This window comes from Franzmannia pantelleriensis (assembly GCF_900102875.1).
GTDB classification, from domain to species: domain Bacteria; phylum Pseudomonadota; class Gammaproteobacteria; order Pseudomonadales; family Halomonadaceae; genus Franzmannia; species Franzmannia pantelleriensis.
In genome coordinates this window covers 23,702-37,636 of record NZ_FNGH01000006.1, presented here as the reverse complement: position 1 = coordinate 37,636, position 13,935 = coordinate 23,702, and the positions used below count along the sequence as shown (strand labels likewise).

The 13,935-nt window shown below is 67.1% G+C and carries 17 protein-coding genes; 9 read left to right on the top strand and 8 right to left on the bottom strand.

Going from position 1 to position 13,935, the window contains the following annotated elements; all coding sequences use genetic code 11:
* Positions 1-18: 18 nt before the first annotated feature.
* Genes BLT16_RS08640 through BLT16_RS08630 form a run of 3 tightly spaced genes read left to right on the top strand, consistent with a single transcriptional unit; the run spans position 19 to position 3,454 of the window.
* Positions 19-1,413, top strand: a complete 1,395-nt coding sequence (locus tag BLT16_RS08640; protein WP_089658139.1) for an FAD-binding oxidoreductase — start codon at positions 19-21, stop codon at positions 1,411-1,413.
* Positions 1,410-2,333, top strand: a complete 924-nt coding sequence (locus tag BLT16_RS08635) for a DMT family transporter (RefSeq protein ID WP_089658138.1) — start codon at positions 1,410-1,412, stop codon at positions 2,331-2,333. The genes BLT16_RS08640 and BLT16_RS08635 overlap by 4 nt, the downstream gene beginning before the upstream one ends.
* 14 nt (positions 2,334-2,347) lie before the next feature.
* Positions 2,348-3,454, top strand: a complete 1,107-nt coding sequence (locus BLT16_RS08630; protein ID WP_089658137.1) for a pyridoxal phosphate-dependent aminotransferase — start codon at positions 2,348-2,350, stop codon at positions 3,452-3,454.
* 16 nt (positions 3,455-3,470) lie between these two features.
* On the opposite strand, the gene BLT16_RS08625 is transcribed toward BLT16_RS08630, so the two are convergent.
* Both BLT16_RS08625 and BLT16_RS08620 read right to left on the bottom strand, forming a co-directional pair.
* On the bottom strand, positions 3,471-3,689 hold the full coding sequence (locus BLT16_RS08625; protein WP_089658136.1) for a hypothetical protein: 219 nt from the start codon (positions 3,687-3,689) through the stop codon (positions 3,471-3,473).
* Between the two features lie 200 nt (positions 3,690-3,889).
* On the bottom strand, positions 3,890-4,774 hold the full coding sequence (locus BLT16_RS08620) for a helix-turn-helix transcriptional regulator (protein WP_089658135.1): 885 nt from the start codon (positions 4,772-4,774) through the stop codon (positions 3,890-3,892).
* Positions 4,775-4,892: 118 nt separating this feature from the next.
* Between BLT16_RS08620 and BLT16_RS08615 the strand changes: the two genes are divergently transcribed.
* The 3 genes from BLT16_RS08615 to BLT16_RS08605 are packed head-to-tail and all read left to right on the top strand — an operon-like array spanning position 4,893 to position 7,204.
* Positions 4,893-5,597: an ABC transporter permease gene (locus BLT16_RS08615; RefSeq protein WP_089658134.1), complete on the top strand. Its 705-nt coding sequence runs from the start codon at positions 4,893-4,895 to the stop codon at positions 5,595-5,597.
* Positions 5,594-6,349 carry an ATP-binding cassette domain-containing protein gene (locus tag BLT16_RS08610; RefSeq protein ID WP_245701553.1) on the top strand — a complete coding sequence of 252 codons (756 nt, stop codon included), beginning with the start codon at positions 5,594-5,596 and terminating at the stop codon, positions 6,347-6,349. The genes BLT16_RS08615 and BLT16_RS08610 overlap by 4 nt, the downstream gene beginning before the upstream one ends.
* A 39-nt stretch (positions 6,350-6,388) precedes the next feature.
* A complete protein-coding gene (locus BLT16_RS08605) occupies positions 6,389-7,204 on the top strand; it encodes an ABC transporter substrate-binding protein (RefSeq protein WP_089658133.1) in 816 nt (271 codons plus the stop codon).
* Between the two features lie 124 nt (positions 7,205-7,328).
* Here BLT16_RS08605 and BLT16_RS21110 read toward each other — a convergent pair whose 3' ends face one another.
* Complete coding sequence (locus BLT16_RS21110; RefSeq protein ID WP_281243300.1) at positions 7,329-7,463, bottom strand: hypothetical protein; 135 nt, start codon at positions 7,461-7,463, stop codon at positions 7,329-7,331.
* 242 nt (positions 7,464-7,705) lie between these two features.
* On the opposite strand from BLT16_RS21110, the gene BLT16_RS08600 reads away from it, so the two are divergent.
* Entirely contained in the window at positions 7,706-9,151 is a 1,446-nt protein-coding gene (locus BLT16_RS08600; protein WP_089658132.1) for a GntP family permease, read from the top strand.
* 67 nt (positions 9,152-9,218) lie between these two features.
* Here the strand turns inward: BLT16_RS08600 and yddG are convergent, their stop codons facing one another.
* Positions 9,219-10,115, bottom strand: a complete 897-nt coding sequence (gene yddG, locus BLT16_RS08595) for an aromatic amino acid exporter YddG (protein ID WP_089658131.1) — start codon at positions 10,113-10,115, stop codon at positions 9,219-9,221.
* Between the two features lie 42 nt (positions 10,116-10,157).
* Entirely contained in the window at positions 10,158-10,889 is a 732-nt protein-coding gene (locus BLT16_RS08590) for an AraC family transcriptional regulator (protein WP_089658130.1), read from the bottom strand.
* Positions 10,890-11,034: 145 nt separating this feature from the next.
* On the opposite strand from BLT16_RS08590, the gene BLT16_RS20820 reads away from it, so the two are divergent.
* A complete protein-coding gene (locus BLT16_RS20820) occupies positions 11,035-11,193 on the top strand; it encodes a hypothetical protein (RefSeq protein WP_176817197.1) in 159 nt (52 codons plus the stop codon).
* The gene (locus BLT16_RS08585) at positions 11,184-11,366 is read left to right on the top strand and encodes a VOC family protein (protein ID WP_218124428.1); all 183 of its coding nucleotides are present in this window, start codon (positions 11,184-11,186) and stop codon (positions 11,364-11,366) included. Before BLT16_RS20820 ends, BLT16_RS08585 begins: the two co-directional genes overlap by 10 nt.
* 17 nt (positions 11,367-11,383) lie before the next feature.
* Here BLT16_RS08585 and BLT16_RS08580 read toward each other — a convergent pair whose 3' ends face one another.
* Genes BLT16_RS08580 through cysK form a run of 3 tightly spaced genes read right to left on the bottom strand, consistent with a single transcriptional unit; the run spans position 11,384 to position 13,868 of the window.
* Positions 11,384-11,728 carry a TfoX/Sxy family protein gene (locus BLT16_RS08580; protein WP_089658129.1) on the bottom strand — a complete coding sequence of 115 codons (345 nt, stop codon included), beginning with the start codon at positions 11,726-11,728 and terminating at the stop codon, positions 11,384-11,386.
* Positions 11,729-11,779: 51 nt separating this feature from the next.
* Positions 11,780-12,364: a carboxymuconolactone decarboxylase family protein gene (locus tag BLT16_RS08575; protein WP_089658128.1), complete on the bottom strand. Its 585-nt coding sequence runs from the start codon at positions 12,362-12,364 to the stop codon at positions 11,780-11,782.
* Positions 12,365-12,377: 13 nt separating this feature from the next.
* A complete protein-coding gene (gene cysK, locus BLT16_RS08570; RefSeq protein WP_089658127.1) occupies positions 12,378-13,868 on the bottom strand; it encodes a cysteine synthase A in 1,491 nt (496 codons plus the stop codon).
* Between the last annotated feature and the right edge of the window lie 67 nt (positions 13,869-13,935).

Genomic DNA, 13,935 nt, shown 5'->3' with positions numbered 1-13,935 from the left:
AAGGAGACAACGCAACGAATGGATGCCCTGCTCGAAGAGATCGCCGCCATCGTCGGCGACACCCATGTACTGACCGGCGAGGCGGTCACTGCCCGCGCGGTGGACTGGATGACCGGCGCGCCCTGTCAGGCCGCGGCGATCGTCCGCCCCGCGGATACCGCGGAACTGGCTGCGGTGATGCGCGCCTGCCATGCCGCCCACCAGCCGGTGGTCACCCACGGCGGCCTGACCGGCTTGGTGCACGGCGCCGAGGCCGGCAGTGATGAGTTGGTGATCTCGCTGGAGCGCATGACCGCCATCGAGGCCCTTGACCCGGTGGGCGCGACACTCACCGTGCAGGCCGGCGCGCCGCTGCAGCGAGTCCAGGAGGCCGCCGAACAGGTCGGGCTGCAGTTTGCCCTCGATCTCGGGGCCCGCGGCAGCTGCACCATCGGCGGCAATATCGCCACCAACGCTGGCGGCATCCGGGTGATTCGCTACGGCATGATGCGCCAGCAGGTGCTGGGGCTGGAGGCGGTACTCGCCGACGGCAGCGTGGTCAGTTCGATGAGCCACATGCTCAAGAACAACGCCGGCTACGACCTCAAGCAGCTGTTCATCGGCAGCGAGGGGACCCTGGGCATCGTCACCCGCGCCGTGCTTCGCCTGCATCCACCAACGACAGCGGTGCAGACCGCCATGGTCGCCTGCCCGAGTTTTGCTGCCCTGACCGCCCTGCTTGGCCACCTCGGACGCTCGCTGGGCGGCAGCCTCGCCGCCTTCGAGGCGATGTGGCAGAGCCATTTCCGGCTGCTCACCGTGGACAGCGATCGCCACGCGCCACCGCTGGCGCCAGATGCGCCCTACTATGCCATCGTCGAGTCGCTGGGCAGCGATCCTGACAGCCATGCCGCCCAGTTTGCCCACGCCCTGGAGACGGCCCTCGAACAGGAGCTGATCAGCGATGCCGTACTGGCCCAGTCCGACAGTCAGCGCCAGGGGCTATGGGCCATTCGTGAAGATATCGAAGGACTGATCCAGGGCCTGGCGCCGCTGTTCACCTTCGATGTCAGCCTACCGATCGCCGCCATGGAGGGCTACGTGGACCGGGTCGAGGCGGCGATCCGCCGCGACTGGCCCGAAGGCCGGGTGGTCACCTTCGGCCATCTCGGCGACGGCAACTTGCACCTCTCCGTCGGGGTCGGCAGCGACGCACCGGCCACCCGGCGCGCGGTGGAACAGCACGTCTATTCACCGCTGGCCGAGCTCGGCGGCTCGATCTCCGCCGAGCATGGCGTCGGGATCGAGAAACGCGATTATCTGCCGCTCTCCCGGACCCGTGAAGAGCTCGCCCTGATGCGCACTCTCAAGCACGCCATGGACCCCCTGGGGTTGCTCAACCGCTACAAGGTGCTGATGGACGCTAGCGGATGAGCCTGGCCCTGGCCCGCGCGCGCCTGCGAGCCTCACCGCGCCTCGCGGCCGTTCTGCTGATCGCTGCGATCGGCCTGTTCTGGGGTGGCAACTGGCCGGCGGTGCGCTTCGCCCTGATGGAGCTGCCGCCCTTCACGCTCAGGGCCATCGGCTTTACCACCGGGGCGGTGCTGCTGCTGGCCTGGGCGCGCTGGCGACGCCTGCCGCTGGCGGTGCCGGCGGCCGAGTGGCCCTGGCTCGCCGCCACGGGGCTGTTCACCATTCTCGGCTTCAACCTGGCCACGGCCTTCGGCCAACTGCGGATGCCCACCTCCCAGGCCGCCATCATCGCCTTCAGCATGCCCTGCTGGGCGCTGCTGTTGGCCTGGTGGCTGCTCGGCCAGCGCGTCACTCGCCGCCAGGGCTGGGGGCTGGCGTGCGGCCAGGCGGGCCTACTTCTGCTGCTCGGCCCGGCGGCCCTGGCCGGCGGCGTGCAGGGCTTGGCGGGGCCGCTGATCATGCTCGGGGCGGCACTCTCCTGGGCACTGGGCACAGTGCTGATCAAAAAGCGCGGCAGCTGGCAGAGCCACGCGGTAGTGGTGACCGGCTGGCAGTTCGCGCTCTGTGCGCTGCCGATGATCGTGATGATGCTGGCGCTGGAATCACCGCCCCCGCCGGCCAGCTGGCAGGCCAGTACCTGGCTGGCACTGGGCTATCATCTGCTGTTCTCGATCTGCCTGGCGCAGATGCTGTGGTTCATGAACGTAAAACGGCTGAGCGTGGCGCAATCCACCATCAGTACCCTGATCATTCCCACGGTGGGCGTCTCCAGCGCCATCCTGCTGCTTGGCGAACCGCTGACGCCGAGGATCCTGATCGCCCTGCTATTGACCCTGGCCGCCGTCGCCATTGTCATGCTACATGGCCAAAAATCATCATGATGGAGGAGGACCCAATGCCGAGATTCCCCAAACACCTGACCGGCGACGGCCCCCATAACCCCTTTCCCGGGGTCCGCGTGCTGGAACGCCGCCTGGGCCGAGACATCCCCGACCAGTTAGGCTCCAACGAGGGCCTCGACATGCCCCATCGAGCGCTGCGCCAGCACTTCGGCGATGCCATGGCACAGCACGTCTACAGCTACGGCGACGCCGAGGCGCTGGGCATTCGCCAGCGCCTGGCCGCTCGTCACGGCATGCCGCTGGACGCCATGCTGGTGGATGCCGGTGCCGACAGCCTGATCGCCCTGGCGCTGCGGGCCACCGTGATGCCCGGCGAATGCGTGGTCGGCACTGCCGGCACCTACCCCACCTTCGGCTATTTTGCCCGCGGTCAGGGCTGCCGAGTGGAGGAGGTTTCCTACGACGAGGGACCTGGCCGCCTGGCGCCGGATCTCGACGCCCTGGCCCGCGCCGCCCACGACCACGATGCGCGGCTGGTGTATCTGGCCAACCCCGACAACCCCAGCGGCCACCTCCACGGCGACGACGCCATCCTGTCGCTGCAGGCGGCCCTGCCCGACGACTGCTGGCTGCTGCTCGACGAGGCCTACCACGACTTCCGCGAGGATGCCGACGGCGAGTTCGGGCGCCGCGTACTGCCCGGGGTGATTCGCCTGCGCACCCTCTCCAAGGCCCACGGTCTGGCCGGGCTGCGGGTCGGCTACGCCATCGCCGAGCCGCAGACGCTGGAAGTACTGATGAAGGTGCGGATTCACTATGCGGTCTCGACGCTGACCCAGGCCGCCGCCGAGGTGGTGCTGGACGCCCCTGGGGAGACGGCCGCTCACGTCGATGCCGTACGTAAGCGCCGCGCACGGCTCAGCGAGCACTTCCGTGCGCTGGGCGCCGACGTGCTGCCCAGTGCCACCAACTTCGTCGGCCTGCGCCTGCCCAGCGCCGAACTCGCCGGACGCGTGCATCGCGAGATGCTCGAAGCCGGCAAGCTGATTGCCCGCCCTGCCGACCCGGCGCTAGGCCACGTGTTGCGCGTCACCGCAGTGGAGAACGCCCTGGCCCCGGGGCAACTGGCGATACTCGAGCAGGCCCTGCAGCAGCGCTGAACAGGGCGTCACTCTCTCAGCAGCGCCCCTGCTTGCGCAGCCCCGGCGGGCAGAAGCCACCGCGACGGCGGTCGTCGTAGTGATAGTAGTGATGGCTGTGGCGGCCACTACGATGATGGCGGTGATCACGGCCATCGATTTCGATCAGCGGTTCGGGGGTGATCCTCGCCGGCGAATAGCTACAGCCGGCCAGGGTCAGCGCCACGGCAGCAATCATCAGGGGTAACAGTCGCATGGTCTTGCCTCATGAGGATAAAGGTAATGCCCGTTATCCCCTTCGCTCCCGGTTCGGCCTGCATCACAGCGATGCCCGGCAAGGGCATCCCGCGCCTCTGATGGGCGGGCAGGCTCGAACAGCGTTCACTAATTACTATACCTCACGCCCGCCACGCCTCTGGTCCCAGAATATGGAAACAATGTGGTGCTTGACCGAGTTCAGGCGTTATAGACCACGGTGCCGTGTTCGCTGAGGTCGTAGCCGCCCGCCCTCACCGCCCACTCCTGGCAGCGCGGCTCCCGGGCGAAGCGCATCAGGCGCTGTAGCGGCGCCTCGAAATAGCTGCGACGGCGCAGCAGCAGGTCGAAGCACTCGTCGTGCAAGCCGATGAAATCCAGCCCATGGCGACGGGCCGCCGCCTCCACGCCGAGCCCCGCATCGGCATCGCCACGACGCACCGCCAGCGCCAGGTCATCTTCGCTCAAGGCCACGTCGGGGCTCAGGTTAAGCGTCTCCAGGCGCATCCCTGCGCGCGTAAGCAGCAGCGACAGAAGCCGCTCGGCGCCGGCGTCCGGCTGGCGATGGGCCAGCACCACCTCGGGACGCGCCAAATCGGTAAGCCCTTCGATGCCCAGCGGGTTGCCCGGGGCCAGCATCAGCCCCTGGCGGCGCCGTGCCCAGCGGATCGCCACCAGGTCACGCATGCCGCCCAGCCCCAGCGCTTGGGGGTCGTTGTAGCGGCCAGTGTCGGCATCGAGTAGATGCACGCCGGCTACCAACGCCCGATCCGCCAGCAGCCGGCGCACGCCGTCGCCGCTGCCGTGGCACAGCGTCGCCAGCTGCGAGCCCGACTCACGCACCGCCCACTCCAGCAGCGGGTCCTGACTGCCGGCGAGGATCGCCGCCAGCGGCGCGCGACTACGCTGGTCCCCCTCAAGGTGATTCATCAGCCACAGGTCCAGCGCCTGGCGCGGAAACAGCAGCTTGCCGGTGACCCGTGTGCAGGGGATCAGCTCCTGGCGCACCAGATCGTAGAGCTTGCGCTCCTTGAGGCGCAGGTAGTCGGCAGCCTCGCGGGTGGTGAGGTAGGCGTGGGCGGTCATGGCAAGCGTTCTCGCGCGTCAAGGTGGCATTCAGCTGCGTATGGCTGCATTGATTACAGCACAGGATGCATAGAGTCGCATAACGCCACATCATGCAAGAGCTTGCAGGGAGCCCGAGATGCCAATCGCCGATAACGCCTTCGCCACCGCACTAACCTTGATCGTTACTCTCGATCCGACACTGCTGAATATCGTGCGCTTGTCGCTACAAGTGTCGCTGAGTGCAGTGCTGATCGCCGCGCTGATCGGCCTGCCGCTGGGTGCATCGCTGGCCTTATGGGCCTTTCCCGGGCGCGGCGCAGTGGTCGTGGTGCTCAACGCCTTCATGGGGCTGCCGCCGGTAGTGGCCGGTCTAATGGTCTACCTGATGCTGTCACGGGCAGGACCGCTGGGCGAGCTGGGGCTGCTGTTTACCCCCACCGCCATGGTCATCGCCCAGGTGGTACTGGTGCTACCCATCGTCGCCGCCCTGAGCCGCCAGCATATCGAAGCGCTGCTTGGCGAGTACCGCGAGCAACTGGCCTCGTTCGGGCTAGGCCGCGCACGCATGATGCCCACCCTGCTGTGGGATGCCCGAGTGGCCCTCACCACCGTGGTGCTGGCCGGCTTCGGCCGCGCCAGCGCCGAGGTCGGCGCAGTGCTGATCGTGGGCGGCAATATCGACGGCGTCACCCGGGTGATGACCACCGCCATCGCCCTGGAGACCAACCGCGGCAACCTGGCGCTGGCGCTGGGCCTGGGGCTGGTGCTGCTGCTGCTGGTAGCCTGCGTCAACGCGGCCGCCCACCTGCTCGGCGAACGCGCGCGGAGGCAGATGGGATGAACGACCTGACCCAGCCCGGCATGCCACGCACCGCGGTCGACCCGATGTTGCCGCTGACCCTTGCGGGCGTCGGCTTCGCGCATCGCGGCCAGCACCTGCTGCACGACATCGATCTCCGTCTCGGCGCCGGACGCACCCTGATCATGGGACCCAACGGCGCCGGCAAGAGCCTACTGATGCGCCTCTGCCACGGCCTGCTGACACCAACGAGCGGAACGATCCGCTGGAACGGCCGGGTGCCCAATCCGCCCTTGGCACTACGCCAGGCGATGGTCTTCCAGCGCCCGGTACTGCTCAAGCGCAGCGCCCTGGCCAACCTCACCTACGTGTTGGCGATCCGCGGCTGCCCACGACGCCAGCGCAAGGCCCGCGCCCAGGCGGCGCTGGAGCGCTTCGGCCTGGCCCAGCTCGCCCAGCGACCGGCCCCCGTACTCTCCGGTGGCGAGCAGCAGCGACTGGCGCTGGCCCGAGCCTGGCTGCTGGCACCCGACGTGCTGTTTCTCGATGAGCCCACCTCGGCGCTGGATCCCGCCGCGATCCGCGCCGTCGAAGAGGCCGTCGATCACTTCCATCACAGCGGTACCAAGATCGTCATGACCACCCACGACCTCAATCAGGCGCGGCGCCTGGCCGACGACGTGGTGTTCCTCAATGCCGGCAGGCTGCTCGAACACAGCCCTGCCGAGCGCTTCTTCGCTGCCCCCGAGAGCAGCGAGGCCGCCGCCTTCGTGCGCGGCGAGCTGCCCTGGTAACCCCAGTAGCAACATCACTACGACAACAAGGAGTTCCACATGCAACGTCGCCATCTGCTCTCGACATTCGCCCTCGGCATCGCCCTTTCGGCGCCACTTGCCGCCGATGACGAGCGCTATATCACCCTGGCCTCGACCACCTCCACCGAGCAGTCGGGGTTGTTCGCCGATATCGTGCCGCAGTTTCGCGAGACCACCGGCATCGACGTCCGGGTCGTCGCAGTAGGCACCGGCCAGGCCTTCGAGATCGCCCGCCGCGGCGATGCCGACAGTTTGCTGGTCCACGATACACAGGGCGAGGAGCAGTTCGTCGCCGACGGCTATGCCAGCGAGCGCCTCGACGTGATGTACAACGACTTCGTGCTCATCGGCCCCAGCGACGACCCGGCCGGCATCGCCGACGCCGACGATGCCCTGGATGCCTTCAGCCGCATCGCCGCCAGCGGTTCACCGTTCACCTCCCGCGGCGACGACAGCGGCACCCACCGCGCCGAGCAGCGCTTCTGGGAAGAGGCCGGGGTCGATACCACCGGCGGCTGGTACCGCGAGCTGGGCAGCGGAATGGGCCCGACCCTCAACACCGCGGCGGGCATGGACGCCTATGTGTTCGCCGACCGTGCCACCTGGCTGGCCTTCGACAACCGCCAGGATCTCGCCATTCTGTTCGAAGGCGACGAAGCGCTGTTCAACCAGTACGGCAGCCTGCTGCTGGACCGCGAGCGCCATCCGCACCTCAAGCACGACCTCGCCGAGCAGTGGCACCAGTGGCTGGTCTCGGACGAGGGCCAGGCGGCGATTGCCGGCTACGCCATCGACGGCGAGCAGCTGTTCTTCCCCAACGCCGGGCACCACTGAGGCTCCCACACGCCTCGTCCGGCGCCCATCCTAACGTGACAAGGGGCCCATGCCTGATGGCATGGGCCCCCTTGTCGTTAATACCTGTGCGACGCGATAACGACCGTCAGCTTGCCGCGCGATCTTACTTCGCCTGCTTGGTGGGCAACGACACATCCCAGATGGTGGGAAACCGTTCCTTCGTAGCCGGGGTATCCTCGGCCTCGCTACGCGGTGTAGCCAGCAGGTCGCGGATCAGGGTAAGCAGTTGAGTTGCCATGAGTCATAACGGTCCGTGCAGACCGCCTCCTTTATTTAGTGGAAATATTTTCCAACATAATGCATGATATTAGACTTTAGTTCAAGTCAGGCGACGAGCGATCCTCGCCGAGGGAAGGAAAATCAGACACGAACCGCTATACTGCATCGCAACATGAATGATATAGAAGCTGACATGACCAAGGAAAAAGCCAGCATATCGTTGGGCGGCGTGACCGGCACCGACGCCGAGGAAGACACGGCATGAGCGGCATTCTGGCCATCGGCGTTGCGCTGCTGCTGTTGATATATCTGGCCTATCGCGGTTTGAGCCTGCTGATTCTGGCCCCGGCGCTGGCTGCCCTGGTGGCGCTGGTGTCGGTGGATACCCCGCTGCTGGCCAGCTACACCCAGGTGTTCATGGGCTCGGCGGGTAGCTTCATCGTCCAATACTTCCCGCTGTTCCTGCTCGGGGCGATCTTCGGCAAGCTGATGGAGGATTCCGGCAGCGCCGAGGTACTGGCCGGCGCCATCGTCCAACGCCTGGGCGAGAGCCAGGCGATTCTCGCCGTGGTGCTCTCCTGCGCGGTGATGACCTACGGCGGCGTGTCGCTATTCGTGGTGGCTTTCGCCGTGTTTCCCATCGCCGCGGCACTGTTTCGCAAGGCCGACCTGCCCAAGCGGCTGATCCCGGGCACCATCGCCCTGGGCGCTTTCACCTTCACTATGACCGCTCTGCCCGGTACACCGGCCATCCAGAACGCCATCCCCATGCCCTTCTTCGGCACCTCGCCCTTCGCCGCCCCGGGGCTCGGCATCATGACTGGGCTGATCATGCTGGGCCTGGGCCAGGCCTGGCTCAGCTACCGCGCCCGGCAGGCCCGGGCAGCGGGCGAGGGCTACGGCAAGCATGACAGCGATCCCACGCCCCCCGATCACCTGCGCGAGCACGCCGCCGGCGAAGGCTTCGACCTGGCCGAGGTCCAGCCACAGCCACACGGCGGACTGCCTAGCCTGCCTCTGGCACTGCTTCCCATCGTGCTGGTGATCGCACTGAACCTGCTGTTCACCGCGGTTGTCATTCCGGCCATGGACACCGGCTACCTGGCGGACCCGGTCTACGGCGCCACCAGTATCGAATCGGTGCGCGGGGTATGGTCAGTGATCTCCGCCCTGGTGCTCTCCATACTCGTGCTGATTGCACTCAACTGGCCGCGACTGCAGCAGCTGACCGCCTCGCTGGATAGCGGCGCCAGTGCTTCGCTGCTGCCGATCTTCAACACCGCAAGTCTGGTCGGCTTCGGCTCGGTGATCGCCTCGCTGGCGGCCTTCGACGCCATCAGTGCCTGGGTGACCACCGCTGGCGGCGACAACCCGCTCATTTCGCTGGCCATCGCCGTGAATCTGCTGGCCGGCATGACCGGCTCCGCCTCCGGTGGTATGAGTATCGCGCTCTCCACCCTCGGCGACACCTACCTGGCCATGGGCCAGGCGGCCGGCATCTCACCGGATCTTCTGCACCGGGTCACCGCGGTGGCCACCGGCGGACTGGACGCCCTGCCCCACAACGGCGCAGTGATCACCCTGCTCTCGATCTGCGGCCTGACGCACCGCCAGGCCTACCTGGACATCGCCGCGGTGGCCGTGGTGGGGCCGATCATCTCGCTGATTGTGCTGATCCTGGTGGGCTCGCTGGTGGGCTCGTTTTGAGAGGTTCGTTATGAGCGACTCGTTTTAACGGCTCGCTCTCAATGCTCCGCTCACCCGTGCGCCTGTCTCAGGCGGAGCGCACGGGGACTTCCCGCCGCTTGCGACGTACCAGCGCACCGCTACCAACCAGCATGCCCAGGGTGATCACGCCTGCCGCCAGGGCCAGCAACGGCGTGGCCTCGGCGTAGCCGGCCACGATCAGCACCAGTGTCGAGAGCAGCGGCGTGGCGTAGGCCAATAGCCCGAGCAGGTGCAGCTCGCCGTGCTTGACGCCGATGTCCCAGGTGAAGAAGGCACTACCCACCGGCCCCAACCCCAGCCCGATCACACCCAGCCACTCGATGCCCTGGGGCCAGCGCGTGGCCTCGAACAGGCCGTGACAGGCGAAGGCCAACAGCGCCGTGACCAGGCAGAAACCGCCCACGGCGCTGGTCGGAACCGCCTTCTTGGTTCGCGACAGCACTGAATAGCCGCTCCACACCAGGGCACAGGCGAAGGCCGCCCCATAGCCCAGTACGCTGCCGCCAGCGCCCAGGTCGCCGCCGATCAACAGCGCCGCTCCGGCAAAGCCCAGCAGCCCACCCACCACGTGCCTAGGCAGCAGCCGCTCCCCCGGCAGCAGGCCGACGAACAGCACGATCAGTAGCGGCCACAGATAGCTGATCAACCCCGCATTGGCCGGCGGTGCGTTCTGCTGGGCGACGAAATAGAGCGCGTGATAGCCAAACAACCCGCCGACACCAAGTGCCCACACCGAAGGCGCCTGGCGCAACGGCGCGACGAACGACTCACGTCGCCCCAGGCTCCAGGCAAGAAAGCACAGGAAGGCAATGCAGAACGCCAGCCCGGTGAGCTGGAACGGCGGCACCGGCCCGGAGAGCTGGGTCAGGGTGGCGAGCAATGCCCAGTTGAGAACGGTGGTGGCCCCGATTACCGTGGCCTGACGGCGGGAGAGCGATAACATTGCGCAAGCCTCATCAACAACGTCGAGGCTTCAGCATGCCGTTCAGGCCAGGCTGTCGCTTGTCGAATCCTGACCTCTACGCCGCCACTCGCCGGGCGACACCCCATGCCACTGGCGGAAACTCTTAGAAAAATGGGCGCTGTCGGCAAAGCCGCAGGTCTGGGCCAGCTCGGTCAGCGAAATGGCATCGCTCAACAGCAGCACGCGGGCCAGTGCCAATCGTTCCCGCACCAGCCACTCGTGGGGCGATTGGCCGGTCAGCGCGCGGAACTGGCGGGCGAAGACGGCCTCGGCCAGGTGGCAGCGGCGGGCCATCTCGGCCACGCGCCAGGGGTGCGCCAGGTCGGCGCGCATGGCAGGCAGCAGATCGAGCAGCTTGATCCGCGGCGGCACCAGCCGACGCCCACCGGCTCCAAGCGCCAGCTCGAGCCAGCGGGCCAGCGCTTGGTCGGTACCGCCAAGCCTTTCCCCCTGGGCCACCAGCGGCTCCGGCAAACGCCGCGCCGAGCCTTCGAACAAGCCATCCAGGACCAGCGCCTCGCACCACCCCTCGGGCAAGTCGAGCACCAGCACGCGGTTGTCTCCCGGCGCCAGATAATGATGCAGGTCGCCGCTGGCTACCGGGGCCAGCACACCGCGGGTCACGTGAATGAGCCGCCCTGCCGCTTCCAGCTCCAGGGCACCGTCTAGCCCCAGCAGCAACTGGTGAAAACCGTGGCGATCGCTCAGTTCGCGATCGGGATAGCTGCGGGTTTCGACAAGAGGGCTGTCCATGACATGTCCAGGCATTATGGTAGTGCTTCTAGAACCGTCGGGTAATGGGTTCTGGTCCCGTATCGAGCATGCTACGACCGAAACAGGATAACGTATCGCATCCTTGGACGGTGGCCGAATTCAGCTAAGCTGAACCACGTAATGCATGGCAGGCAGCGACCCAAATGCGCTGCCGCTCATCGCCCAGTTCGGCGCACCCACCATTCTTGGCTTCACGCTGATACTCACCCTGGCCTGGCTGAACTTCGGCCTGCTCTACTTCGGCCGCATGGTATCGGAGCGAGGGCGTGGCAGGTGGAAGTGACTCAAGCGCTGGAGCCCTTCGACGAGGAGGAGATTCGCCGACACCTGGCCACGCACGACATCGAGGCCGGCGAACTCGTGCAGCGCTACGGCGCCGAGGGTTCGGGTCCCTCGCTCTACCTCGCAGACCCCGAAGGCAACACCGTCGAACTCAAGGGGCCGCCCACCACCTGAACGCCACCGGCCAGACCTCAGGATTTCGTCTTGCGCTTGCCCGCCTGAGCGCGCAGGGCGGCCTCGAAGGAGCGGCGTGCCCAGGCTGCGGCCAGCTCGCGGTCCTCGAACAGCTCCTCCGGCGCCTGGTAATAGGACATCTGCACCACCCTGCCGCCCTTGTCGTACGCGAACGGCTCGAGCCCCTCGCGCTCGAAGTCGCCCAGGTTGTACTCATCGAACTTGAGATAGAGCGTCTCGTCGGCCACCAGCGCGAACATCAGGCCATCGTGATAAATGCCGTGGCCGCCGAACATGCGCCGCACGGTAATGGGGCCGAACAACTCGAACACGTCGCGCAGCGAATCGGTGTATTCGCTCACGGCATCTCCTCCATGCCTATGGGGTGTCCGTTATTCTGGCTCACGACCGGCTCAGCTCAAAGCCATGGGCCTGCCCACGCAAAGCGCCTCACTCAGCTCGGTGGGCAGCTCGCGGTAGGCGGCATCGGGTTCGGCCCCCAAGCCGTCGAGAATACGGGTGAAAAAGGCGCGCCCGGCGACCACGGCGACGATGTCGAATATGTCGTCGTCGGCAAGCCCATGGGCGCGCAGTGTTTCGATATCCTCGGCGCCGACCTCCTGGGCGCGGCAGGCCACCTTGGCGGCAAAGGCCATGATGTCGCGCTCGACCGGGTCGGGCGCGCCTTCCTCACCGAGTAGCATCGCCTGGGTGGCCGCCATGCCCACCAGCTCCGCCAGGAACTTGGCATGGGCCAACGAGCAGTAGGAGTTGCCCAGGGCCCGGGCGGCGGCAACGGTCACCAGCTCGTAGCGGCGCGACTCCATGGGGCGGCGGATGGTGGCGATCAGCGTCGCCCAGGCCTTCATCACCTCGGGGCGATGACAGAACAGCCGGGCATAGTTGGGCAGGTAGCCGAAGTGCGCCTGCTGGCGCTGATACATGGCCTGCACCTCGCCTTCGGCCTGCTCGGGTGGCGTCGTTGCGATATAGCTCATGGGTCTCTCTCCCTCAGGCCGTGGCGGAACGCGGATGAAGCCAGGCCGGCAGCAGCAGCCCGGTGTCGATGACGGCCTCGGCATCAAAGGCGACGCCGCAGGCGGCGAGTCGCCGCCCCAGGCTGCCGTCGTGCCATGCCTCGAACAGCTCGCTGCAGCCGCCGAGGGGCTCGCCACCGATGAAGATCTGCGGGATGGTCGGCGCTCCGCAACGCCGCGCTAGCTCCGGGCGCAGGCGCACGCCCATGTCGTCGGCCTGATAAACGGGTGAATCGAGATCCACGCTCAGGTAGTCGACCCCCAGCCGGGCAAACAGCTTGCGCGCCGCCCAGCAGAACTCGCACCAGGCAAGGGAGAACATCACCACCGGCGTCTGGGCCAGGCACGCCTCCAGGCATCGCTCGGCCTCGACATCGTACGCCGTAGCCACCGGCTGTACGGCCCGGGGTGCGGCAACGGCCGCCGGACGTGGCGCGGGCACATCGAAACGACAGCCGGGCGTTGAGCGCGACAGGGCCAGCTCTTCCTCATTCATCTCGTCCTCGATGCCCTCGAACAGCGGAGTGGACTGGTAGCGCTCACCGGTGTCGGGCAGCATGCAGACGATATGGCTGCCGGCCGGCGCTCGCCTTGCCACCTCCAGCGCCGCGGCCAGGGTCGCGCCAGCGGAAATGCCGACGAAGATGCCCTCCTTGCGGGCCAGCTCACGGGCCAGCCGCAGCGCTTCCTCCCCGGCCACCGGCACGATCTCGTCCACCATGCCGGCGGCCACCGCCTGCTGGGTCAGCGGCGAAATGAAATCGGGGCTCCAGCCCTGCATCAGGTGCGGACGGAAACGCGGATGGCTGGTGCCAGCCGGTTGCGCCTCGCCGCTACCCAGCAGCGGGGCGTTGTCGGGCTCGGCAACGACGATGCGAATACGCGGATCGGCCGCCTTGAGCACCCGCGACACGCCCTTGAGCGTGCCGCCGGTGCCGAAGCCGCTGACCCAGGCATGAATCGGCTCGCCCTGCATGTCGTCGAGTATTTCCCTTGCCGTGGTGCGGCTGTGCACCTCGGCGTTGGCTTCGTTCTCGAACTGGTGGCACAGGAAGTAGCCGTGCTTCTCTGCCAGTTCGATCGCCTTGGCCAGCATGCCGCTGCCCTTCTCGGCGGCCGGCGTCAGTACCACGCGGGCACCGAGGAAGCGTAGCAGCCGTCGCCGCTCCAGGCTGAAGCTTTCCGCCATGGTCACCACCAGCGGGTAGCCCTTGCGTGCGCAGACCATGGCCAGGCCGATGCCGGTATTGCCGCTAGTTGCCTCGATGACCGTCTGGCCCGAGCGCAGGTCGCCGCTGCGCTCGGCCGCTTCGATCACCGCCAGCGCCATACGGTCCTTGACCGAGCCCATGGGATTGAAGGCCTCCACCTTCACGTGCACGTTCACCGTCGGCGGCGCAAGCCGGGCGAGTCGCACCAGCGGAGTGCGGCCGATGGTGTCCAGAATGCTGGCGTAGCGGGTCATGGTGAGTCTCCTCGGATGGGTATGCCGACAGCATTGCCCCATGCCGAGGAAGCCGGCGTGTGAGCCA